Annotated in this window: 16 protein-coding genes and 1 pseudogene; 13 read left to right on the top strand and 4 right to left on the bottom strand. The window is 60.2% G+C overall.

The genetic code is table 11. The annotated features are described in order from the left end of the window. Positions 1-36: 36 nt before the first annotated feature. Entirely contained in the window at positions 37-327 is a 291-nt protein-coding gene (locus tag A4R35_RS02150) for a hypothetical protein (protein ID WP_146747087.1), read from the bottom strand. Positions 328-1,173: 846 nt separating this feature from the next. On the opposite strand from A4R35_RS02150, the pseudogene A4R35_RS25220 reads away from it, so the two are divergent. The 4 genes and pseudogenes from A4R35_RS25220 to A4R35_RS02125 all read left to right on the top strand — a co-directional run bounded on the left by A4R35_RS25220 (position 1,174) and on the right by A4R35_RS02125 (position 7,461). Further along, positions 1,174-1,775: pseudogene (locus A4R35_RS25220) on the top strand (class I SAM-dependent methyltransferase). Between the two features lie 721 nt (positions 1,776-2,496). Then, complete coding sequence (locus A4R35_RS02135) at positions 2,497-5,514, top strand: helix-turn-helix transcriptional regulator (protein ID WP_112426089.1); 3,018 nt, start codon at positions 2,497-2,499, stop codon at positions 5,512-5,514. 185 nt (positions 5,515-5,699) lie between these two features. After that, complete coding sequence (locus A4R35_RS02130) at positions 5,700-6,488, top strand: hypothetical protein (RefSeq protein ID WP_112426087.1); 789 nt, start codon at positions 5,700-5,702, stop codon at positions 6,486-6,488. Between the two features lie 31 nt (positions 6,489-6,519). Beyond that, positions 6,520-7,461: a DUF1028 domain-containing protein gene (locus A4R35_RS02125; RefSeq protein WP_189361238.1), complete on the top strand. Its 942-nt coding sequence runs from the start codon at positions 6,520-6,522 to the stop codon at positions 7,459-7,461. A gap of 503 nt (positions 7,462-7,964) precedes the next feature. Here the strand turns inward: A4R35_RS02125 and A4R35_RS02120 are convergent. Then, the gene (locus A4R35_RS02120; protein ID WP_112426083.1) at positions 7,965-8,456 is read right to left on the bottom strand and encodes a hypothetical protein; all 492 of its coding nucleotides are present in this window, start codon (positions 8,454-8,456) and stop codon (positions 7,965-7,967) included. Positions 8,457-8,759: 303 nt separating this feature from the next. Here A4R35_RS02120 and A4R35_RS02115 point away from each other — a divergent pair, with 303 nt between their 5' ends. The 9 genes from A4R35_RS02115 (at position 8,760) to A4R35_RS02075 (ending at position 20,885) form a co-directional block, all read left to right on the top strand. Then, positions 8,760-9,230: a MarR family winged helix-turn-helix transcriptional regulator gene (locus A4R35_RS02115; protein ID WP_112426081.1), complete on the top strand. Its 471-nt coding sequence runs from the start codon at positions 8,760-8,762 to the stop codon at positions 9,228-9,230. A 36-nt stretch (positions 9,231-9,266) separates the two neighbouring features. Then, the gene (locus A4R35_RS02110; protein WP_112426079.1) at positions 9,267-11,216 is read left to right on the top strand and encodes an alpha-amylase family glycosyl hydrolase; all 1,950 of its coding nucleotides are present in this window, start codon (positions 9,267-9,269) and stop codon (positions 11,214-11,216) included. 176 nt (positions 11,217-11,392) lie between these two features. Continuing rightward, on the top strand, positions 11,393-12,676 hold the full coding sequence (locus A4R35_RS02105; RefSeq protein WP_112426077.1) for a sugar ABC transporter substrate-binding protein: 1,284 nt from the start codon (positions 11,393-11,395) through the stop codon (positions 12,674-12,676). A 160-nt stretch (positions 12,677-12,836) separates the two neighbouring features. Beyond that, the gene (locus A4R35_RS02100) at positions 12,837-13,778 is read left to right on the top strand and encodes a carbohydrate ABC transporter permease (RefSeq protein ID WP_189361236.1); all 942 of its coding nucleotides are present in this window, start codon (positions 12,837-12,839) and stop codon (positions 13,776-13,778) included. Further along, positions 13,775-14,716 carry a sugar ABC transporter permease gene (locus A4R35_RS02095; RefSeq protein WP_112426073.1) on the top strand — a complete coding sequence of 314 codons (942 nt, stop codon included), beginning with the start codon at positions 13,775-13,777 and terminating at the stop codon, positions 14,714-14,716. The genes A4R35_RS02100 and A4R35_RS02095 overlap by 4 nt, the downstream gene beginning before the upstream one ends. Positions 14,717-14,882: 166 nt before the next feature. Beyond that, positions 14,883-17,075, top strand: a complete 2,193-nt coding sequence (locus A4R35_RS02090; RefSeq protein WP_112426071.1) for an alpha-amylase family glycosyl hydrolase — start codon at positions 14,883-14,885, stop codon at positions 17,073-17,075. Between the two features lie 679 nt (positions 17,076-17,754). Then, the gene (locus tag A4R35_RS02085) at positions 17,755-18,522 is read left to right on the top strand and encodes a nucleotidyltransferase domain-containing protein (RefSeq protein ID WP_112426069.1); all 768 of its coding nucleotides are present in this window, start codon (positions 17,755-17,757) and stop codon (positions 18,520-18,522) included. A gap of 143 nt (positions 18,523-18,665) precedes the next feature. Beyond that, entirely contained in the window at positions 18,666-20,276 is a 1,611-nt protein-coding gene (locus tag A4R35_RS02080; RefSeq protein ID WP_112426067.1) for a S53 family peptidase, read from the top strand. 414 nt (positions 20,277-20,690) lie between these two features. After that, positions 20,691-20,885: a hypothetical protein gene (locus A4R35_RS02075; protein ID WP_052889323.1), complete on the top strand. Its 195-nt coding sequence runs from the start codon at positions 20,691-20,693 to the stop codon at positions 20,883-20,885. A gap of 153 nt (positions 20,886-21,038) precedes the next feature. Here A4R35_RS02075 and A4R35_RS02070 read toward each other — a convergent pair whose 3' ends face one another. Both A4R35_RS02070 and A4R35_RS02065 read right to left on the bottom strand, forming a co-directional pair. Continuing rightward, positions 21,039-22,172, bottom strand: coding sequence for a glutathione-independent formaldehyde dehydrogenase (locus A4R35_RS02070; RefSeq protein WP_112426065.1), 1,134 nt, complete (start codon positions 22,170-22,172; stop codon positions 21,039-21,041). A gap of 441 nt (positions 22,173-22,613) precedes the next feature. After that, positions 22,614-23,177, bottom strand: a complete 564-nt coding sequence (locus A4R35_RS02065; protein ID WP_112426063.1) for a hypothetical protein — start codon at positions 23,175-23,177, stop codon at positions 22,614-22,616. Between the last annotated feature and the right edge of the window lie 11 nt (positions 23,178-23,188).

Here is a 23,188-nt window from a genome sequence, read left to right as displayed (position 1 = left end):
CACTCAGGCCTGCCCTTCCGCTGGCATGATGCTGATCTACCCATCATGCGGTGCGTTACTAAAGTGCTTGAGTGGCGGATGTACCGGGGCCTCGACGGCAGGAGCCAGGCGCAGAGCCAGCAAGCGATAGGAGAAGCTCACCAGCTGATAGAGGACATAGAGGGCCAGGGCCCCAACGATCATCCAGGTGATGGTGTCCCCCACAATACCTCGTATCGTTCTGAACCAGCCCAAGAGGCTCATACCTATGAATAGAGCCGTCAAAACAATCGACGCAATTCCATAATAGAAGTAGATGCGCAGTCCATGAGTTCCGAAAGGGCGCATATGGTGACTCGCTACCTCACGCTTGAAGATGATTTTCACCATTTTATGGAGCCAGAACTCGTTAGATGCCTGCCGCAGGTCAGGCATGTCCAAGAGACGAGCAAGCATGAAGTACCCATCAAGCTCGCCAATCGAAATGTAGTCGGTCCATGCTTGAAAGCTCCAGACCGATGTCTATCCAGGCTCGTTCTAGAGAGCACATTCTGATCGGCTTCTGCAGTTTTCACTGCAGAAGCTGAATTAAATCAAAAACGATCATTATAGACATAAAAAGGTCCTCCTTTGTCCTGAAACGAAGCAGGTCTTCTGATTGATGCTGGTAAGCTCCTATCGCTGTTGACCATCCCTGGTCGTTTTCGCCGCGCGAACCTGACCAGCTGGCCGGAAGCATCAAGAACTCTTTCCGAGCAGGCTTCAGCCTGGGTGGAGGAGTCAGCAACTTGCCCGCGACAAGGGAGCTGCTCAGCAGGAGTGCAGCTCTTACTACTATCTCCTGACAGGCTCAGATTCTTCTAAGAAAGAGGATGAGACATATTTTTAGAAATGTCAATCCCTATTTGCCCATGTGATCAGGAGATATGAGATTCCGATGGATGATCTTCAATTGTGGGATCCCTCTTCACCCGTAGTGATTTTTTTGAGGAATTTCAGCAGGAATGTGACTCCCGTGAGACCCTTCCTGTAGAGTTCCCTGGTAGAGCAGGATGGATCACCAGCAGGTCAGCTCTATGAGAAGAAAAGAGGTATACAGCATGGTGGCTGCTACAATTACCCCAGTCAAGTATAAAAGCCGAGCAGCGTCGCGAATGGGGAGCTGTCGCTCCGGGTCTGCGCCACTGGTGGAGCATGGTAGAGCGAGGGGTCCAGGTCATCAGCGATCACATGATCGTGCGTGCGGAGGTCCAGACTGGTCACAAGGTGCTGGATGTAGCCACTGGCTATGGCGAGCCGGCCCTGACAGCGGCGCAGCGCGTTGGTCCCAGCGGACGAGTCATCGGCATCGACCTTGCTTCCGAGCTCCTGGAGATTGCGAGTGACCGCGCGGCAGCTTATGGCTTTAAGCATGTGAGCTTCTATGAGATGGATCTGAGGATATCAGCCTTCCCCAGGATAGCTTTGACGTCGCCTTGTGCCGTTCAGGGTTGACCTACTTTCCTAATCCTCTAGCTGCCCTTGAGAGCGTCAGACGTCATCTCAACATAGGGGGCTGCTCTGTTGCTGCCACCTGGTGTAGCCCTGAAGAGTCGCCTATTGAGGGGCTGCCTGATGAAATTGGCGCCAAGAGCGCGCATATCTCACTGCTTGAGCGTGGTATTCCTGGTCCCTTTAACCTGAGCGATAGCCAGACCCTCGAAGAGAAGTTCACCCAGGCCGGTTTCTCCGAAGTATCCAGCGAGAAGCTCAGCGTCGCCTTTGAGTTCGCCTCTGTTGACGACTTTGTACTCTAACACCCAGGAAACCAACATTGCAACGCGAGCCATCACCGCGCGACTGCCCCACGAGCGCCAGGAAGCAGTTTGGGACCAGGTCAGAAAGCAGACCGCCAGGCGCTTTCAAACCCCTTCTGGCAAAGTCTTCATTCCGGTTGAGGTGGTCTGCATCGTCGGTCGGCGCTAGCACCAGTGCTCAGAGCCAAGAGGAAGGAGGGCTTCACTATGGCTACGGAAGATGTGCTTTCCTCTATTCGCCTGGTAGTTGAACCTCAGGAGAGCCTTGTCGACGAACCGGTCGCTATCCAGCTGCACGGCCGGAGCCAGGTCAGCAGGTTATGCTTCGCGCTTCCACCCTCGACGGCTGGCGTTTCCCGTGGGCATCGTGGGTCACCTTTTACTGGCCTTTATTCAGATTAACTACGACAATTGCTGTTTGAGCCAGCAGTCACGAATACCACAAACTATTACAGATTTTTATCTAGATAATTGTTATGATATACTAAAATAATTTTTTGATACTATTCACGACAATAGACAGGATATCAGCTTGAGCACTCCCCACTATCTGGCCGTCTGTCCGATCAGTTGGAGGTACGTGTCTCGGCTCTGCCATCAAGGTGCGTCGGGCTTGCTTTTCGCTCCCACTTCGAGTACGCTGTTGGCTGGCGAACAGGTCAGACACGGCATGTTCCAGACAGCAGAGTCATGCCGCTGGTAACAAGCAGAGAGCAGGAACATGCAGCAATACGGTCTTTCTCATGACGAGACAGCGCTGGTCGGACGTGATCGTGAACTCGCCCGGCTGAGAAGCCTTGAGGCGAAGAGCCGCGCTGGTAGCCTGCAGGTGGCGCTCCTGGCAGGCGAACCAGGTCTTGGCAAGACGCGGCTCTTACGTGAGATTGCTCGCTGTGCCCGCCAGCAGGGGACCACGGTGCTGGAGGGAGGGGCTTCCGATGCCGAGGGGATGCCTCCCTACCTGCCGTTCCTGGAGGCTCTCGGTCAACACATCCGCAGCGCTTCCACCGACGAGCTACGCGCCCAGGCTGGCACTATGGTCTCCGTTCTGGCTACCATCCTCCCCGAGCTGTCCCTACGCCTGGGAGAGTCCGTCAGCAGCTACCCCTTGCCTCCCGAGCAGGCCCGCCTCCGCCTCTTCGAAGCAGTCGGCGTCTTTCTGAGCGCGATCGCCACTCCCCGGCCTTTACTGCTGATCCTGGACGACCTCCACTGGTCCGATCGCGCCAGTCTTGATCTGCTCTGCCACGTGGCCCAGCATCAGACCAACACACGCCTGCTGATCGTGGGGGCCTACCGCGACGGCGAGCTGATGCAGCGCGCCGCTTTCGAGCGCGCTCTGACCGAGCTAGCGCGTCTGCGGCTGCTGACTCCTATCACCCTGGCCCCGCTGACTGCCACAGCGGTGGCCGCGCTGGCCTCGGGCTACCTCGGCGCCGCTGTTGACCCTGCCGTCAGCAGGCTGCTGGCCGCTCAGAGCGAGGGCAATCCATTTCTGGCCGAGGAGCTGCTCCGTGGCTGGCTTGAAAGTGGCGCTCTTGCCCAGCAACAGGACGGCGGCGCCTTCTATCTGGTGGCCCCTCATCCTCCTTTGCTGCCGCCCAGTATTTTGAACGCCGTTCGCCAGCGGCTGGCCCGCCTGGCTCCAGCAACCGCCGAGCTGCTGCGCTGCGCGTCGATCATTGGCCGCACCTTTGACCTGGCCCTGTTGGCCAGAGTGACAGGCCAGGACGAAGAGAGCGCGGAGGAATGCTTGCACGAGGCTGTACAGGCTCGCTTGATTCACCAGCTGCCTCCGACCGCTACCACCGCTCCCACCCCCTTTGCTTTCAGCCACGATACGATTCGCCAGTGCCTCTATCAGGAGGTGAGAGCCGTGCGCCGCCTGCGCCTGCACACACGCATCGGGCAGGAGCTGGAGCTCCGCCTTGCGCGCGCGCATGCTTCCACCAGCGCTCAGCAACTGGCAGAGCTGGCTTTCCATTTCGCTCGCAGTGGCGAGGTCGAGCGTGGCGCCACCTATTCCCAGCGCGCCGCCCAGCAGGCTCTACAGACCTATGCCCCTGCAGAAGCGATGGCTCATCAGCAGACGGCCCTGCAGCTCCTCAGTGCGGACGACCCGCGCCGTGGTCCCTGGCTCCTCGAACTGGGTGCAGCAGCTCTGCTGGCCTCCGCCTGGCAGGAGGCCATCGACGCCTTCCAATGCGCCCAGGAATGGGGACGCCGTCACGGCGAGCAACACCTGATCGGCTGTGCTGCGCTGGGGCTGGGCCGCGCCTACTGGCGCCAGGAACGCATCGGCCCGGCCCGGCTGGCCTTGGAGCAGGCTGTCGCGGAGCTTTCGGCCCAGACCACCGCCGAGACCGTCGAGGCCCTGGTCGAGCTGGGTTCACTGCTGATCCTCAGCTTGCACCAGCAAGAGGCGGCGCTCACCTGTCTTGAGCGTGCCCTCGATCTGGCCCGCCAGCTCGGCGAGCGACGACTAGAAGCGGCAGCTTGCCGCGCCCTGGGCAATCTGCTGGTACGCACCAATCAGATAGAGAGCGGCCTGCCGCTACTGGAGCAGGCCCTCTCGCTGGCCATCTCCCTGGGTGAGGCGCTGGAGGTCTCGGAATGCTGTGCTTGCCTGACGATGGCCTATGGCTGGCATGGCGCACTTGATCGGCGCGCCCAGCTGTTTCCCCTCTGGCTTGAGTACGCTCGCCGTTGCCATGATCCTTATCAGCTGCGGCACCTCTATACGCACCTGGCTTCTAGCTACGCCCTGCGCAGCCAGTGGGCCGAGGCCGATGAGGCGCTGGACAGAAGTCAGTCAGTGGTTGAGGAGCTCGCCAGCCCCGAGCCAGCGGCGCTGCTGCAGTGGACGCGCGGTCTGCTCCTGGCCCCGCGCGGGCATCTGAGCGAGGCCGAAGATCTTATCAAGACAGCTCTCGTCTGGTATCGCCAGCACGCTTCCCAGTCGCTGGCCTGGTGGCTTGGCGGCCTCGGCTTCGTCCAGGCCATTCAGGGCAAACAGCAGGAGGCCCGTACTTGCCTCGCCGAGCTGGAGACGCTCGTGGCCCCTCTGCCAGCGGAGTCCATGCCCCTGGCGCACGCCCTCTGCTTCATGGCCGCCACCAGCGCGGTGCTTGCCGACCAGACCTGGGCCACACGCCTCTACCCCCGTCTGCTTCCTTTTCGCGGTCAGTTCCATTCCTTTCTGGTCGATCGTCTCCTTGGGGAGCTGGCCCTCCTGACGGGGGAGACCGCTGCCGCCGAGACCCACCTCGCGCGCGCCGAGGCCGCCGCCAGGCGCCTCAGCCTCTCCTTCGAGCTGGCTGCGACCCTGGGAACGCAGTCCTTCCTCGTGCTTGTGCGCGACGGCCCCCAGGGAATTGCCCAGGCCCGGCTACGCCTGGAAGAGGCCGTGGCACTCAGCATCAGTACTGGTACCCCTACCCTGGCGCAGCTCTTGCAGCAACAGTGGCAGGAGTGGGTCCATCCACATGAGCGCGCCGCTGGCCGCCCGGATCGCTCAACCAGATTGGCCCATCAGCCTCTTCCCGCTGGCCTCAGTGCCCGCGAGGGCCAGGTCCTGCGCCTTGTTGCTCAAGGAAAGAGCAATCGCCAGATCGCTGAAATCCTGGTGATCAGCGAGCGCACGGTCGCCAATCATCTGCGCAACATCTTCAACAAGACCGGGGTTGATAACCGCGCAGCTGCCGCTGTCTTCGCTATTCGTCATGGGCTGCTGGATTAAGCCAGGCCAGACTTATGTTGCTTTGGTCAATTTTGACTATTCCACCACCGTCGCTGAGCCTCCCCGAGTGACGAGAAAGTCAGTCATTTCTGACGATGTACGTCTAAAGGACAGCTGTTACGCTCTCTTGAGAGCGGTTTAGAAGCATGTCATCGCACATGTCATCTCTCAAGAGGGATTTGCTCATGAAAAAGGTATTGCGCCTGATCGTTCTCTTTGGGGCTCCGCTCCTCGTAGGGACGATCAATCTCGGTCATCCCGTCGTCTCGGCCTATCCCAATGTCTATCACGCTCTGCTGCATCAGGGAGGCTGGTGGCTCGTGCTGCACTTTCTCAATCTGGCCGCCTTTCCTCTGCTGGGTCTGGCCGCCTACTTGCTGATAGAAGACTGGCGCGGTCCGGCTGCCACGGTGAGCAAGGGCGCTATCGCGGCATTTATCCCCCTCTATGCCGCCTTTGATGCAATGGTGGGTCTTGGTACCGGGACCCTGGTTCAGTCCGCTCGCACTCTGCCACCGGAGCAGCTCGCCGTCGTCGAACCCATCATTCAAGCCTACTGGGCCAGCAGCACGGCGAATATCCTGGCCACCCTCGGCTCTGCCGCCTGGGGCATCAGCCTGCTGGCAGCAGCGGTAGCCATCACCCCACCGGGTCGGCGGCTAGCGGTCACGGCGCTAGCAGTGGTCGGCTTCGCCCTCGTCGGCTGGGGCGTTGCCAGCGGCAGCTCAGGTACGCTGCTCTGGTGGGGAGCCGTAGCTCTCGTGGCTCTCGCCGTGCTGGGACTCAATCGCGGGCGCCCTGTGGCAACCCTGCTTGCACTGGCCGCTATGCTCTTTGGGACAACGCACGTGATCCCCTATGGCCCGCTGGGAGCAGCCTGCTTCCTGGCCGCCGCGCTCTGGCTGCAACTGAGCCAGCAGCCAGCCGCTGACACCAAAGCGCGCGATGTCACACCGGCTGGAGCTGCCTCATAGCCTGAACAGATCGGAAAGGACAGAAACAAAGATGGATCGCTCTTCTTTCCTTCGCCGCGAGCCATTGGCTCACACCTATTCCATTGTGGCCCTCGATCGCGCCTCCGGGCAGATGGGTGTTGCCGTGCAATCGTACTACTTCGGCGTGGGAAGCGTGGTTCCCTGGGCCGAGGCCGGCGTGGGAGCTGTTGCTACGCAAGCTTTTGTCAATACGGACTACGGTCCCGAAGGACTGGCCCTTATGCGACAAGGATTGAGCGCCGCTCAGGCGCTGGAGCGCTTGCTCCAAGGCGATGAGGAACGCGAGATTCGTCAGGTTGCTTTGGTGGATGCCCACGGTGGCGTTGCCGTTCACACGGGAGAGCGCTGCGTTGCCGCCGCCGGCCACCTGAGCGGCGACGGCTTCGCGGTCCAGGCCAATATGATGGTCAACGATGGCGTCTGGCCAGCGATGAAACGAGCCTATGAGGAGAGCACAGGCGACCTCTGCGATCGTCTGCTCACAGCCCTGGAGGCGGCCCAGGCCGCGGGCGGCGACATTCGCGGTCAGCAAGCAGCTGCCATAGTCATTGTCTCAGGGAAGCGGACAGAGCAACCGTGGCGTGAACGCCTCTTCGACGTACGCGTCGAGGATCACCCTCGCCCTGTTGACGAACTCAGACGCCTGGTGACGATCCGTAAAGCCTGGCTGCTGTTCGAGCAGAGCAATGAGCGGCTGCTGGCGCAGCAGCCTGACGAGGCGATCAGACTGTTCCGGCAAGCCCTCGCTCTTGATCCCGACAACGTCGATCTCAAGTTTCGCGGGACGGCGATCCTGCTTCAGGCTGGGGAGCTCCCGCAGGCGCTGGTTCTGCTTCGGGAGGTCTTTGCCAGTAAGCCAGGCTGGACGGAGTTGGTCCCGCGCCTGGCTGCTGTCGGACTGATCCCCAATGACCCGGAGCTGCTCACGTTGATCCAGGATCAGCGAGTGTGATAGCCCTGACGCGCTCGGGCTGAACTCTCTGAGCGTGTCCTTCGCAATCCGTACTTCTCCTGCCTTCCCGGGCCACTTGTGCCGACCTGCGGAAAAAAACCGTCGGGTCGGCACGTTCCATCCATCAGGGGTCATGTTTATGGAAGAGTACCAGCAGCAAAGGCAGATAAGGCGGTCAAGTGACTGCTGACATGGCTTAATACAATTAAGCTGCCTCTCTTTCTTACTTATTCTTACTTACAGCAATAGGTGATTGAAGAGCGCTCCCCTCCACCAGGACAAGGCACTGACAGCGGTGGCCAGACCGGGGATCTTTTGCGTCGCACTGGGCCGAGGAAAGGACCAGGCAGGGTTGTCATCATGACAGAATTAGAGCTTGCGCACCCATTTCCAGCACGTATGGCCTCCGAGGTGGCCCCGCGCGAGCTGATGCGCTTTCTCGCTGGCAGCGCCGTGCTCGACTCCACGATGGGATCAGGAACCGTTGTGAAAGCGGCCCTCGATCAGCGTCTGCTTGCCAGTGGCCGTGAGACATCAATCCCCGATCGTGCGATGGGTACAGCGCTGCGGAGCCACGGCGCCAGCCAGCAGCTGGTCTGGTTGTTACCGTGCCGTCTGTGATCGCCTCCCCAGTCAGCGGCCCAACTATCGCTGCGATCGTTCCGATGCCAATGAATAAGCCCTGCCAGCGCCCCCACTCCCAATCCCTGGAGGCCACGAAACAGAATCTCACGCAGACGCCCCAGGGTCAGATCTTGACTGCGCCCCAGATAGCACTTGAACAAGTACCCATGCACCCGCTTGTACGTATACCAGTAGCGTCCCTCCGCCCGCTGCTCGCAGCGCACGGCAAAACGCAGCGCTCCCTCTTGATAGGTAAAAGCCGAATGCACTTGTAGCCAGGCAAACCAGTCCGGACTTTCAACAGCGATCGGCACACCTCCCTCCGCGGGATAGAGCCACGTCTCTATAAGCACGGGATAACGCAGAGGCACTCGCCAGACCTCCTACCAGAATCAAGCCCATTCTTTGAGTAACTTTCTGGGTAATGTAGCATCCCTTTGGGTAACTCGCAAGCCCAAGAGCCGAGCTGGAGCAACCTCCCTGGCACCGAGACCCAGCGAGCGCGAATCGGCAGGCCGGCCCCCATGAGACTTGACAAAGGGCTGCCCCTCATATATACTTGCTTTTGCAACAATATTTATTGCAACAATTGCAATCGCAACAAATCGCGGCCTCGCCAGGTAAGCCACTGACCCAGCGAGCCGCGCTGCTGCGGAAAGGGGCACGCCAAGCGCATGGATGACTACCAGGACTACCGTCTCTTTCAAGAGCTGAGCTTGCTGCTTGACCACGCCGACCGCCTGGTCCTCCGTCAGTTTCGTCTGAACACGCTGCAATACAATGCTCTGCTCCTGCTCGATACCGACGAGGGCTGGCGGCTGACGGATCTCAGCGAACGCCTGCTGTGCGAACGGAGCACGGTCACCCGCTTGGTAGATTATCTGGAAAGCGAGGGCCTCATTGCCCGTAGCCCCGACCCTGGCGATCGCCGCTCACAGCGCGTCACGCTGACAGCAGCAGGCGTCGCCCGGCGCCGCGAGGCCCAGGCCGCCATTGAAGAGGCTATTGGCCGCCGCTTCAGCATCTTGAACAGCGAAGAGGAGCGGCAGCTTATTGCCATGCTCAAGCGCTTGCGCACTGTTGTCAGTGCCGAGATCGCCGAGATAGAAGCGGCCTCGTCCGAGGCGAGCAGCACCCCATCCTAGTCTAGTTTGCGCTAGTAGGTAGGTAGGACAGCTACGATGCCAGACATCTTTGAGTCGGCCACGGATGCAGTACCTGCGCAGTCGGAGCCGGACGCCGAGCAGATGGCGGCGGTGCCTGGTGACCTGCCCCTGAGCGAGATCCTCATCCGTTGGACAGCTCAACGCACTCAATTTCGCCATGATAATACCACTCTGCCCCTGGCTCCTATCCCCGGCGAGCCAGTCGAAGTCTGGGCGGCCAGCGGCGAGGAAGTGCCCATCGAGCGCGCCGTGCTCTACTACACCGTCGACGGTAGCCGCCCCGATCGCTCGTCGACGGCCCTGCCGATGGAGCGCGCCCGCGTGAGCTGGGACCCGCACGCTGGCTATATCACCCACTGGCTGGCTCGCATCCCCGGTCAGCCAGCCGGCACGTGCGTGCGCTACCGCATCGCCGGCTGGCTGGCCCGTCCCGGCTCTCCTCCCGCCGAGGAGCCGGAGCCGGAGATCTGGGCCCAGGACGGCCAAGGCTTTGCCTTCCACTTCTCGGGTGAGCGGGCCTTCACTACTTTCGCCTACCTCGTCGAAGAAGAGCAGCAGCGTCGTCCGCCTTCGTGGGCGACAGAGGCCGTCATCTATCAGATTTTTCTCGATCGCTTCCGCAGCGATGCCGCCGATGGCCATGTTGCTACCGAGAGCGACCCACAGGCGTTGCACGGGGGCACGCTGAATGGCGTCCGCGCCGCCCTGCCCTATCTCTCAGAGCTGGGGGTGACCTGCCTGTGGCTCTCCCCGCTCCACCTGGCCGAAAGCTACCATCGCTACGATGCCCTCGACTACTTTCGCGTTGATCCCCGTCTGGGCAGCAGCGCCGACCTGCAGGCTCTCATGGCGGAGGCTCACGCCCGTGGCATGCGCGTCTTGCTCGACTTCGTGCCGGCTCATGTCTCCTGGCATCATCCCGCCTTTGTGGCCGCACAGATGGATCGTCAGGCCCCCTCTCATGACTGGTTCTATTTCGAGCGCTGGCCCGATCGCTATGGCACCTTCCTCGACGCTGTTCCCAGCCTTCCTTCCCTGCGATCAGAGAGCGAGGGAGCCAGACGCCATATTATCGCCAGCGCCCTGCACTGGTTGAGCGAGTACGGTGTCGATGGCTTCCGCCTTGATCATGCCATCGGCCACAGCATGGATTTCTGGTGTGAGTTTCGCCAGGCTACCCGCGGTCTGCGACCCGACGTGTTCTTGCTGGGCGAGGTCACCGATACACCCGATGCCCTACGCCGCTATCATGGCAGACTGGATGCGGTCCTCGATTTCCCGCTGGCAGCAGCCCTACGCTCGACGTTCGGCGTCCACACCTGGGACCTGGGTCGCTTCGATCGCTTCCTCAGCTCCTACGAGAGCTATATGGCGGACGGCCCCGCCCGCGCGAGCTTTCTCGATAACCACGATATGAATCGCTTCCTCTTTATTACCGGCAATCGTCCGGAACTGCTCAAGCTGGCGGCCCTTTGCCAATTCACGCTTGCCCCAACCCCCATCATCTATTACGGGACGGAGGTCGGCATGTCCCAACGTGCTGACATCTCAACGAAAACCTTTGGCGGCGATGCCGAGGCCCGCGCTGCTATGCCCTGGCGCCCAGAAGACTGGAATCAGGAGCTGCTCGCCTTTTACCGGTCCCTGATCCGCCTGCGGCGCGCCCTGCCGGTTCTGACCTACGGTGCGCGTCGCGTCGTCCACCTGGATACGAGCCAGGCAACCTATGCCTACGTGCGCACCCAGGCCGGCGGCCCACATCTGGAGCGAGGCGATGCCCTGGTGCTCTTCAACCTGAGCGAGCAGCCTCAAACTGTCGTGCTGCCAGCGGTGGCGCTCCCCCCGGCTGCGACCACACTTCTGGCCAGCGGTCAGGCACCAGTTATACGCAGGTCTCGACATCAGGTTGCCATCACTAGTGAGCCGTTGAGCGGAGCAGTTTTCTCATGGCAGGAAGGAGGATGAGAGCCGCCTTTTCCCCCGTCGATCGCCGTGCACCCTTCACAAGAAGAGCAGAGCACGCTCTTTGACAACCAGACTGACGACAACACAACCCTGGGTTTTGCGTCCAATGGGGAGAGTGCACAGCAAGCCGCCTGCCTCTCCCCAGCTATCTTCCCTCTTGTCAGAGAGGATGAGAGATGATGAAGAAGATTTTTGCCTCGCGTGCATCTGGCAGCCGGCCATTGCTGGCCATGTTCCTGTTCAGCCTCATGCTCGCGCTGCTGCTCCCAGCCTGCGGTGGTGCCGAGAACAGCGGCAGCAACAACAGCAGCAGCATCGACTTCAGTGGTACGATCGTTATCTGGCACGGCTGGCAAGGCACCTATTTGCAGGCCAAGCAGGCCATTTTCAATGAATATATGCGCCTGCACCCCAAAGTAAAGATCGTGCTGGTCCACCAGGATAACATCGCCAGCAAGGCGGCCACCGCGGTGAAGGCTGGCAATGGTCCCGATATCATCGCCTTCACCGACGATAATCTGGGATCGCTGGCGCTCGGCCATGTCGTTGTGCCGCTCGATCAGTACATCAGCCAGGACTATCTCAACCAGACCTATACCCCGGCAGCGGCTTCGGCCCTGGTCTTTAACGGCCACGTCTACGGCGTCCCGGAGGCCGTCGAAGCCGTCACGCTCATGTACAACAAGAGCCTGATCTCGGCGGACCAGCTTCCCAAGACTACCGATGACCTGCTGGCCTTCGAGAAACGCTATGAGCAGGCCCACCCGGGTCAGTATGGCGTCGTCTGGCCAACCGAGGACGCCTACTTTAATGCCCCCTGGTTCTACGGCTTCGGGGCTCAGTATGTGACACCCGACGGCAAAGCCCACCTCGACACATCCCAGGCTCTGCAGGCAATGGAGTATATTGCCTCCTTCCGCCCCTATCTCCCGAAGCAGCCGACCTACGATGTGGTTTCCTCGCTCTTTGCCGAGGGCAAGGCCGCCATCATCATCAACGGTCCCTGGTCCTATGCCGATTACAGCAGTGGGGGGAAGATCAATATCGGCTTCGCCACGCTTCCCATTGTCACCGCCACGGGCACCCCGGCCAAGCCGTTTGTGGGGGTCAAATCGCTCTGGATGGCCAAAACTGCCAAAAATCCAGCCCTGGTGGCCGATCTGATGAAGTTCTATACCAACAAGGCTAATCAGATCACCATGTCACGCGCTGACGGCGAAATCCCGGCGAACAGCGCCGCCGCCGATGATCCGGCCATCCAGCAGCTGCCCGCCGTGGCCGGCTATGCGGCCCAGGTGAAGCTGGGCGTGGCTTTGCCCAATACTCCCTACATGTCCGCACTGTGGACGCCCGTGCAGAATGCACTGACGGCAGTCTGGAACGGTACGCAGACGCCTGCTAAAGCCCTCAGCGACGCCCAAGCCGCTGCCACCAAAGGGATCGCGCAGATCAGCTCATAGCCCCGGCTTTGGCGCGCTCACCAGGCAGGATGCCTGGCACGATGCGAGCGTTCCATCGCTCAGACGCTGAAGATCATGCTCCCTCTCCTCGTTCCTCCTCCCTTTCCAGCGATGGATGGGGCGGATGGGACGAGGAGATGAACCGGAGGCGAGGATGCCTATGCTGCGAGTCAAACGGCGCACCATTGTGGCTTTTCTGCTGCCAATGCTGGCCATGATGGCGGTGATCAATCTGTGGCCGATTCTGTACACGCTCTACCTGTCGACCACTAATTACAGCGAGTTTACCTCGGATAACTATCGTTTCATCGGTCTGGAGAACTACCGGCAGCTGCTCTTTTCTTTCGACAGCGATTTCTTCCCGGTGCTCTGGCAGACGCTGCTCTACGTCGTCGTTTGCGTGAGCTGCTTTCTGGTCGTTGGGATGCTGACCGCCCTGGCGCTGAACAACCCCCGGGTCAAGGGGCTGCCATTCTGGCGCGTGGTGCTGCTCCTGCCCTGGGCCGCCCCTTCGGGTATCACGGCCCTCATCTGGAAGTTCCTCTTTCAGTACGATTTTGGCCCGTTCAACCAGATTGGGCGCCTGCTCTTCGGTCCCCAGTTCGGGATTCCCTGGCTGCTCAATCCGACGCTGGCCTTCATCTCAGTGGTGATTGTCAATGTCTGGCTGAGCTATCCCTTCTTCACGGTGGTCATCCTGGGAGCGCTGCAGGGCATTCCCGGCGAATTGCGCGAGGCGGCCCGGATCGACGGGGCCGGCCCCTGGCAATACTTCCGCCATGTGACGCTGCCGCTGGTGACGCCGGCCCTGGTGCCCGCTACCATTCTCAGCGCGATTACGACTTTCCAGATGTTTAATACGGTCTTCCTGATCACGCAGGGGGGACCAGTGGTCAGCGCCCTCAAGCCGGGGGCTACGGAATTTGTCATGATCTATATGTACAATCGTATCCTCGGCGCAACCGTCGCCAATCCGCACTACGGCTTTATCGCCGCCTTCGCGATCACTTTGTTTGTCATCCTGGCGGCCCTGACCTACCTGGGTTCTGGCCTGGGAGCACGGTCCCCGCGGGCGAGCAGCATCAGGGAGGCACGAGCATGAGTCAGCAACTGCCTGTCGTTGAGATCAGGAGAGAGCCAGCCCCCGTGAACGCAGCGGCAGGGCAGCCGGGACGCCTGCCCGCAGGACGCCGGATCTCTCTTCTGGGAAGGCGTCTAGGATCGGTCGCTCTCTACGTTTTTCTGACGGTGATGGCCGTCTTCGCGCTCTTCCCTCTCTATTATGTGGTCCAGGCTTCGTTTGCCGGAGCCCAGAACCTCTATACCACCGATCTGCACCTGTTTCCCGCTCACTTTACGCTCGCCAACTATGTGACGGCCTTTACCCAGGAGCCGCTGCTCAATTGGATCGGCAATACCTTGCTGGTCTGTGGCCTGACGGCTCTCTGCGGGCTGATCTGTTCAACGAGCGGCGCCTATGCGCTCGCGCGCTTCCGTTTCGCAGGTCGCGAGCTGACGCTGCGCGCGCTGCTGGCGCTGCAGGCTTTCCCGGGCTTGCTGGCGCTGACGGCCTACTATCTCCTGCTGAATACGCTGCATCTGCTCAACAACCTGCTCGGTCTGGTGCTCATCTACTCAGCCGGAGCGGTGGTCTTCTGCTGCTGGAACACCAAAACCTACCTCGACGGCCTGCCGGTCGAGCTGGAGCAGGCGGCCTTGCTGGACGGCGCCACGCCGCTCCAGGCTTTCTGGCATATCGTCCTGCCGCTGGCTACGCCGGCGCTGGCGGTGGCCGCCCTCTTTACCTTTATGACGGGCTGGAATGAGTTCGCCCTGGCCAATCTGGTGCTGAACGCCAATGCCAACGGCAGCAACCTGACCTTTATTCTGGGCCTCTATAGCCTGCAGAGCGACTTTCGAACGCCGTGGGGCATTTTTGCCGCCGCTTCGGTGATTGTGTCGCTCCCTCTGATGCTGATCTTCTTTTTCGCTCAGCGCTACTTCCGGTCCGGGCTGGCTCAAGGTGGTCTTGCTAACTAGCTCCTGGCAAGACCATCGCTATGCTTCTCTCGCTGCTGCGACAAGTGTCGCCTGCGGCACAGGCCCGGCCCTCCGAGCAGGCTGCCCTGATTCGCAGCTGGCTTCCTGACGCAGGCTCGCTGGAGCGCGCTGCGGCGCTCCAGCAGGTTCCTTCTGGAGGTCTCCGATGGAAGATACTGGCCGTCAACGTGTTCTCTTCATCTCGCTCCTGCTGACACTGGTATTGCTGTGCTCGACACTGTTGAGCGGCGGACCGCTCCCGCGCCTTCTGCCGGAAGCCGTCCAGGCGCAGAGCACGCCGAACGTCGCGCTGAACACCGCCGACTTCAAGCCGGCAGTCATCTATCAGGTGGTGCTCGACCGCTTCTTCGATGGCAATGCAGCTAATAACGATCCGTCGGGCGATACCGGCCTCTATGATAGCACCAAGACGAATTGGAAGCTCTACTGGGGCGGCGACCTGGCCGGTCTGACGCAGAAGATTCCTTACCTTGCTGGCATGGGCATTACAGCCATCTGGATCTCGCCACCGGTGGAGAATGTCCACCTGCCAGTCTACGAACCAGGTTCGTCAGCCCCAGAGGCTGGCTATCATGGCTACTGGGCTCGCGATTTCTACCGCATCGATCCGCATCTAGGCACCTGGAGCGATTTTGATAATCTGGTAGCAACCGCTCACAGTTACGGGATGAAGGTCATTATCGATTTCGCTCCCAACCATTCGAATCCGAACGACACGGGCGAGTATGGCAGTCTCTACCAGAATGGTACCTTCGAGGCGGCCTACAACAATGATCCAAACGGCTGGTTCCATCACAACGGCGGCATCTCAGACTACAACAACCTCTACCAGGATGAGTATGATAATCTGGCCGATCTGGCCGACCTGGCTCAGGAGAACAGTAGCGTCGATAGCTACCTCAAGGGAGCGATGGCTCAGTTTCTGGCTCACGGTGTCGATGGCGTGCGCGTCGACGCCGTGAAGCATATGCCCGCTCCCGATGGCGGCTGGCTCCGCACCCTGAGCGATAGCGTGGAGGCTCAGGGAGCACATTATATGGTCGGCGAGTGGTACCTGAGCAGTATCAGCGACCCAACCTATCCGTACGCGCTGAAGTTCGCCAACCGCAGCGGCATCAACCTGCTGAATTTTCCTCTGACGACGGCCCTGCGCGACGTCTATGCTTCCGGCAATGGCGCCAGCGAGGTGGACAGCGTCCTCACTCAGGAAAAGAGCGGCTTTCTGTGGCTGAACGACCAGGCGATCTTCATCGATAACCAGGATATGCCGCGCTTCTTGACGCTCAACAGCAGCTCCGATCGCCTGCATGAGGCCCTGGCCGCGGTACTGACGCTGCCCGGTATTCCCATCATCTACTACGGTACCGAGCAGTATCTGCACAACGATACGAACGGCGGCGGCGATCCCTATAACCGTCCCATGATGAGCAGCTTTAGTACGACGACAACGGCCTATAACGAGATCAAGGCCCTCTCGACGCTGCGTCAGAGCAACCCGGCTCTGGCCTACGGCACTTATCAGCAACGCTGGATTAACAGCGACGTGTTCATCTATGAGCGCCAGTTTTTCAATAATGTAGTGCTCGTGGCCATCAATAAAGGGTCTTCCAGCTACAGCATCTCTGGCCTTTACACGGCCTTGCCCAACGGCTCCTACAGCGACTATCTGGGGACGCTGCTTCACGGCGGCACGAGCATCACAGTCACGAACGGCGCCGTTAGCACCTTTACCCTGGGCGCCAACCAGGTTTCGGTCTGGCAATATACCGCTCCCGAGAGCAGTACGCCAGAGATCGGCAGCGTGGGGCCTAACCTGAGCCGGCCTGGCGATCAGGTGATTATCGATGGCCAGGGCTTTGGCAGCACCGTTGGCAGTGTGAAGTTCGGTACGACAACTGCGACTGTGAATAGCTGGAGTCCGCACTCGATTACGGTCACGACGCCGAATGTGGCCAGCGGCCTCTACAGTGTTCAGGTCTGTACCTCTAGCTGCAGCAACGTCTACGAAACACGGGTCTCCAGTACAACGCAGGTGGCCGTGACCTTCACTGTCAATAATGCGCCTTCCACCAACTACGGGGATAACGTTTACCTGACCGGGCAATTCGACGAGCTGGGCAACTGGGGTACCACAACAACCACTGCCATCGGCCCGCTGAATGATCCGAACTATCCGAACTGGTTCGTGATGGCCAGTGTGCCAGCCTGTTGGACAGTCCAGTTTAAGTTTATTATCATCCGCGCTGACGGCAGCGTTCAGTGGGAGAACGGCAGCAACCACAGCTATACCGCACCCTGCAGCGGCACCGGCGCCGTGACGGTGAACTGGCAGTATTGAGTTGAGCTCGCCAGCAACGAGGTCGCACCGCACGCACCCAGGATGCAACTGGGAGCGCCCCCTTGGCCTCCTCCATCTCATGCAGCCCTTCCCTCTACGGGAAAGAAAGGAGCCTTTCCAGGACATCTCTGGAAAGGCTCCCTCTCTACCATCGGTATGTCACAAGCCAGGAGAGGCCCCCAAGGTACTGGAACCATTGTAGCAGCACATCGACGATAGTACGCTAAATACAGGTATCTTCTTGCGAGACACTTCTGTCTTGACAAAGGCTGTCTATAGTGTTATTCTTAAGCATGAGGGTAAAAGTGGAAAGGAAACCACTCTAGCGTTGTACTTGGAACTGCAAGCGCAGCATCCGGCTTTCCTTGTGAACTCTGCCACTTCGCCTCGCCTTTGCGAGGCAGCTCTGGCCGCTGTTCAGTCGAGCGGCACTCTCCTCTGTTGATTCACTCTCACAGCTGCCTGCCCCGCTCTTGCTCTGCCTTTTGCCAGGAGCACTGCAGCAGTTGCGCATGCTTTCTGTCCGTCTGGCCCGGCCCGGGCCATTGCCACAAGGTATGAGCAGAGCGGGGATGGAATAGCCAGAGAGAGCAGAGGAACAGCTCTGCCAATCGAGGCGAGAAGACGCGCCTTTTCTTTTCTCCAGGTGCAACGGATGATGCTGCATAGGAGGAGTAACATGCTGGACGAACAACGTGAACGACTCAGGACCGTTTTGGCACAGCAGCGCCATCCGTTGCTCTTTGTCACGCTGAGCGGGTCACACCTCTACGGATTCGCGTCGCCCGATTCCGACTACGATCTGCGCGGCGCCCATATTCTGCCGCTGCGCGAGGTAATCGGGCTGCGCGAGGGAGCAGAGACCCACGAGCAGCACTCCAACGACGACGGAACGGAAGTCGATCTAGTGACGTACGATGTCCGCAAATGCTTTACGCTGCTGCTGGGCAAGAATGGCAACGTTCTAGAGGCCATTTACTCGCCATTGGTGATCTACACTACGCCCGAGCACGAAGAGCTGAAGGCGCTGGCGATGCGCTGCGTTACACGCTACTACGCCTACCATTATCTGGGCTTCGCTCGCAATCGCCTGAAACAGGTCAGCCACCAACAGCCTCTCTCTATCAAGTCTGCGCTCCACACCTATCGCGTCATTTTGACTGGCCTGCATCTGATGCGCACTGGAGAGCTGGAGGCGAATCTGAGGCACCTCAATGCAGTGTTCAGGCTCTCATCGGTGGCGGACCTGCTCGCGCGCAAACAGGCCGGCGGCGACAAGGCCCAGCTAGAGGAGGGCGCTGTCGCCCCCTACGAGGCGGAGTGGAGGCGCCTGTTGGGCGATCTGGAGCAATCTGTGGAGAGCAGCGCTCTGCCTGTTAAGCCAGATGCTCAGGCCCAAGCGGACCTGAACGATCTTCTGATCCGTCTGCGGCTACAGACCGTGTAAGAGGAAGGAAGCCCATGCTTTCTTCGGCTGAGAGGCAGGAAGTCACCATCTACGAAGAGGGGGTACGAGCGTCTTCTTTGCAGGAAGTTTAGCACGTCCCCCTTCTGGGGACGTTGCGATGAGAGGACAGAAGGAAAGAGACCATGCCCGAGATTCCTAAAGGATTCACACGACTGGCGGGCAGTGAGCGTCACCTCCCTGCCCAGGCCCGGCAGATCGGGCCGGCTGATCCCAACGAGCGCATCGAGGTCAGCGTCTATCTCAGAGATCCGGCGGGGAGCGCCCTGGCCGGTCAGTTAGAGCACCAGATCAGTCAGCCGGGCCAGCGCCTGAGCCGAGAGGAGTATCTGGCTCAGCATAGCGCCAGTTCAGAGGACATTGCCAGGGTGGAAGCCTTCGCCCGCGCTCATCAGCTAGAGGTGCTGGCGGTCGATCGCGCGGCCCGCCGGCTGGTATTGGCCGGCACAGTCAGCCAACTCTGCTCCGCCTTTGGCACCGAGCTGCATTATTACGAGCACGAGGGGCAGACGTTCCGCGGGCGCTCCGGTCCCCTGCACATCCCCCAAGAGCTTGAGCCGATTGTGGTAGGCGTCTTTGGACTGGACGATCGTCCCCAGGCCCAACCCCATCTGCGCTTTGCCTCGGCAGCCGGGGCTAGCGCCCCAGTAGAAACCGCCACCGTCAGCTATACTCCGCTGCAGGTCGCCCAGCTCTATAACTTTCCGAGTGGCCTGACCGGCAGCGGCCAGTGTATCGCGCTGATCGAGCTGGGCGGAGGCTACAACAGCGAGGACCTGACGACCTACTTCCAGCAACTCGGCCTGAAGCCGCCGACGGTCGTCAGCGTCTCTGTCGACGGCGGAGAGAATAGCCCAACAGGCGAGCCGAATAGCGCGGATGGCGAGGTTGCGCTCGATATCGAGATCGCCGGCGCCATTGCTCCTGCAGCCCGCATCGCCGTCTACTTTGCCCCCAATACCGAGCGCGGCTTTCTGGACGCCATTACCCAGGCCATCCACGACACCACCAATGCGCCTGCGGTGATCTCCATTAGCTGGGGTGCCCCCGAGGTCGACTGGACTCGCCAGGCGCTGACCACCATGAACGAGGCCTTTCAGGCCGCGGCCTCGCTGGGGATCACGATCTGTGTAGCTGCCGGCGATAACGGCTCAAGCGATGGAGTAAACGATCAGAAGGCCCATGTGGATTTTCCGGCCTCCAGTCCCTATGTGCTTGGCTGCGGCGGCACGCGTCTGGAGGCCCAGAACAGGCAGGTTGTCAGCGAAGTGGTCTGGAATGGGACCGCCAGCGGGGATGGCGCGACCGGCGGCGGTATCAGCGATGTGTTTCCGCTCCCCGCCTGGCAGGCGAATGCTCATGTTCCCCCATCGATTAACGACCAGCATCAGGGACGGGGCGTACCCGATGTGGCCGGCAACGCAGACCCGCAGACGGGCTACCAGATCCTTGTCGATGGCCAGAGCACTTCTGTCGGCGGCACCAGCGCGGTGGCTCCGCTATGGGCCGGCCTGATTGCGCTGCTCAATCAGCGGCGCGGCCAGTCCCTTGGGTACCTGAACCCGTTCCTCTATCAGCATTACACCCAATTGCTGCAGCAAAAGGCGCTGCGCGACGTGACGAGCGGCAATAACGGCGGCTACAGCGCCGGCCCCGGTTGGGATGCCTGTACGGGCCTGGGCACGCCCGATGGCACGCTGCTGCTGCAGGCCCTGCTGACTTCCTCAGCTAGCTAGCTCGCTCTATCATCATCGAGCGAGAGCCGCCGCGTCGGAAAAGCTTTGCCTGCCTGGCAGCGCGGCGGCACCCGACGCTGACCGGGCCACGCCGTCCAGCGCCCGTGCAGCGGTGGCAGCTCCAGAGGAAGAGGAAGCTGCGCCATGCCCTGGCATCGGCGCCAGTCGTCAGAGCGGAGTCTGTTACTGTCTGGGGCCACCCCCTCCCATCGCTGTTGAGCCAGCCAGGGTTTCTTTTTCAGCTCTGGTCTGCTATACTTTCATACATAGCTATCTGCCAGGCGGCAACGCTGAGCCAGCGCTGCCGCGAAGTCAAAGAGCGGCCCTTAGACAACTGGGGCCGCTTTTGTCCAGATGGCGACCAATAGGCAAAACACAAGAGAAGCGGCCTGCTTCTCTGGAAAGCACAATTGTATGGTGATCTGGGAACGTCATCTTTGTCCCGATTGCAGTTTGATATGGGAGCGCAATCTCGACGGCGCCTGGCGCTATACAGCGCTCATCGCCGTGCCCCTGCCTGCCGAGCGGCGCTGTCCGCTCTGCGCCAGCCACCTGCAGATCCGCTGGGTGCGTCCTCTGCCCGTGCTGCCAGAAACGGATAACGGCTAAGCTAAGGCCAGCCCTGGCTCCTCTCAGCCCCGCAGGTTCTCTACATTGATCTTGACACCAGGGAGAGCAGAACAGAGGAGGGGAGGCAAGAGCCTTGTTTTCGCTCTCACCACCCTCCTCGTGTGTGGCTTTTTGCTGTCTTTGCTGCCTTGCTTAGGGCTTGAGCACGACCTTGGTATAGCCCTCGACGCGCTTATCAAATTTTTCATAGGCTGTGGGGGCGTTATCTAAGGGCACATGATGCGAGACAATGAAGCTGGGCCTGGCTCGTCCTGCAATGATCAGATCGCGCAGATAACGATTGTAGCGCTTGACATTGCACTGTCCTGTGGCCAGGCGCAGGCCCTTCTCAAAGAGCTTGCCAAAGGAGATGAGCAGGCGTCCCTCTCTGGCGTGCGGATCAACACCTCCCGGATCGGCTGGCACATAGAGGCCAGGAATGCCCAGAATCCCGGTAGGATTGACGATCTGAATAAGAGCCTCCAGCACTGCCGAAGGAGCTTCTTTGTCCTGACCTGGCTGGATGGCCTGATAGCCGACGGCATCGATGCCCTTGTCAACGCCATCGCCTCCCCGCATCTGACGGATCTGCTCGACCGGGTCCCCCTTGCTGAAGTCGATTGGAATGGCCCCGATCTCCTCGATCTTCTTCAGGCGCTCCGGCACGCGGTCGACGACATAGACCTCGGAGGCGCCCCGCAGCAGGCAGCTATAAGCGGCCATCGCCCCCACTGGACCAGCTCCGAAGATCACCACGGTCTCCCCGGGCGAGACCTGCGCCAGCTCGGCACCGTGATAGCCCGTGGGAAAGATATCCGCCAGCAAGACAAAGTCATCTTCGTGCTCGTCGCCAGGCGGCAGCTTGAGCGCATTGAAGTCCGCATAGGGTACCCGCAAATATTCTGCCTGTCCGCCCGGATAGGGCCCCATCGCCACATAACCATAGGCACCGCCGGCAAAGCCAGGATTGACGGTCAGGCAGAAGCCGGTAAAACCGCGCTCGCAGTTCTTGCAGAAGCCACAAGCGACGTTGAAGGGCATCACTACGCGATCTCCCTTTTTGAGCGTCGTGACCGCCGAGCCGACTTCTTCGACGATGCCCAGGTTCTCGTGACCGAAGATGAGGCCCGGCGGCGCCGCGGTGCGCCCCTCGTACATGTGTAAGTCAGAGCCGCAGATGCAGGTCGAGGTGATGCGGACAATGACGTCGTTGGGATGCTGAATTTTGGGATCAGGGACCTGCTCGACCGCTACTTTAAAGGGTTCTTTGTAGACGACGGCTTTCATCTCTGGCGTCCTTTCTCTCGTCAACGTGACGTCAGCCTGGCCCCCACACTGGCCAGGCATGACACTACAACACCGTAGTACAGACAAAACAACGCCGTTTGTCAGACTGAGCAAGCTCCCGACAACGTCTTCTTGCTACCAGAACGATAGGCGCTGCAGATTGCTCAGCCGCGCTCCATTCTTGAGGGGCCCCGACCACGTTTCAGAAAGAAACTCATCAAAAGTCGATCTTCACAACTATATAGTATATAATTCATAAATCAAAGTCAATAATAATAAACTCAACAATCTCAAGACAAAAAGTACATCCTTAATCCAAGCACGTAGCGCACCAATCCGGACTGGCGCTACAGACGCGGCAGGCGCACATCCACAGGGCAGGGGCCAAAGAGCGAACACTCTTCCTCTCCTGCCTGGCTGCTCTCCGGCCCCTGTTCCTGCTCAGACCTCTTGTTGGTCCTCCTCCTTTTGCTGGCTGTTCTCCAAGTGAGTGTCTTGAAAGGTTAAGTAGGTAATTGTATCCCAGGCGTTATGAATGCCAACGAGGAGCATAAGAACAGCGGCAGCGCCAATGACCAGGAGCGCGGGCCAGGCCCTGCTCAGCAGCGCTAACCCTGCACCGAGAAAGGAGGCATAGGCGAGGAAGGGGAGAATCACATGCCAGATCCAGTCTTCTAAGACGGGCCGATAGCTCCTTTGGCGGCGCGCCCGCCGAATCACGATGAGTATATAGATGAGGCCAGCCAGGCCACCGATGTCTATTAGCAAGGCCGCCTGCCAGAGCGCCGGCCAGGGGACGGAGAGGATCAGGGAGACGAGGAAGGCAGCACACATATGGACCACTGTGGGCGTGCCAAAAGCTCCTATGGCCTCTTCACTGGCCTGATGTGCTCTTCTTGAGGCCAGCAAGGTGATCACGATAAACATCAGCCCGATCAAGGTAGCAGAGGCCGAGCCGAGAATGACGTAAAAATTCTGCCAGCTGCTCTGAATAGATTCCTGCATGAATCAGCTTT

The sequence above is a fragment of the Thermogemmatispora tikiterensis genome, from assembly GCF_003268475.1.
In the GTDB taxonomy this organism is placed as follows: domain Bacteria; phylum Chloroflexota; class Ktedonobacteria; order Ktedonobacterales; family Ktedonobacteraceae; genus Thermogemmatispora; species Thermogemmatispora tikiterensis.
The sequence above is the reverse complement of the archived record's forward strand: the minus strand, read 5'-3'. Positions and strand labels throughout refer to the sequence as shown.

What these genes read in the sequence shown, in the direction of transcription:
- A4R35_RS02090 (WP_112426071.1), top strand. Translation starts at nt 14,883, where the DNA reads ATGGAAGATACTGGCCGTCAACGTGTTCTCTTCATCTCGCTCCTGCTG.
- A4R35_RS02110 (WP_112426079.1), top strand. Translation starts at nt 9,267, where the DNA reads ATGCCAGACATCTTTGAGTCGGCCACGGATGCAGTACCTGCGCAGTCG.
- A4R35_RS02100 (WP_189361236.1), top strand. Translation starts at nt 12,837, where the DNA reads ATGCTGCGAGTCAAACGGCGCACCATTGTGGCTTTTCTGCTGCCAATG.
- A4R35_RS02150 (WP_146747087.1), bottom strand. Translation starts at nt 327, where the DNA reads ATGCGCCCTTTCGGAACTCATGGACTGCGCATCTACTTCTATTATGGA.
- A4R35_RS02130 (WP_112426087.1), top strand. Translation starts at nt 5,700, where the DNA reads ATGAAAAAGGTATTGCGCCTGATCGTTCTCTTTGGGGCTCCGCTCCTC.
- A4R35_RS02085 (WP_112426069.1), top strand. Translation starts at nt 17,755, where the DNA reads ATGCTGGACGAACAACGTGAACGACTCAGGACCGTTTTGGCACAGCAG.
- A4R35_RS02070 (WP_112426065.1), bottom strand. Translation starts at nt 22,172, where the DNA reads ATGAAAGCCGTCGTCTACAAAGAACCCTTTAAAGTAGCGGTCGAGCAG.
- A4R35_RS02065 (WP_112426063.1), bottom strand. Translation starts at nt 23,177, where the DNA reads ATGCAGGAATCTATTCAGAGCAGCTGGCAGAATTTTTACGTCATTCTC.
- A4R35_RS02125 (WP_189361238.1), top strand. Translation starts at nt 6,520, where the DNA reads ATGGATCGCTCTTCTTTCCTTCGCCGCGAGCCATTGGCTCACACCTAT.
- A4R35_RS02095 (WP_112426073.1), top strand. Translation starts at nt 13,775, where the DNA reads ATGAGTCAGCAACTGCCTGTCGTTGAGATCAGGAGAGAGCCAGCCCCC.
- A4R35_RS02115 (WP_112426081.1), top strand. Translation starts at nt 8,760, where the DNA reads ATGGATGACTACCAGGACTACCGTCTCTTTCAAGAGCTGAGCTTGCTG.
- A4R35_RS02135 (WP_112426089.1), top strand. Translation starts at nt 2,497, where the DNA reads ATGCAGCAATACGGTCTTTCTCATGACGAGACAGCGCTGGTCGGACGT.
- A4R35_RS02080 (WP_112426067.1), top strand. Translation starts at nt 18,666, where the DNA reads ATGCCCGAGATTCCTAAAGGATTCACACGACTGGCGGGCAGTGAGCGT.
- A4R35_RS02105 (WP_112426077.1), top strand. Translation starts at nt 11,393, where the DNA reads ATGATGAAGAAGATTTTTGCCTCGCGTGCATCTGGCAGCCGGCCATTG.
- A4R35_RS02075 (WP_052889323.1), top strand. Translation starts at nt 20,691, where the DNA reads ATGGTGATCTGGGAACGTCATCTTTGTCCCGATTGCAGTTTGATATGG.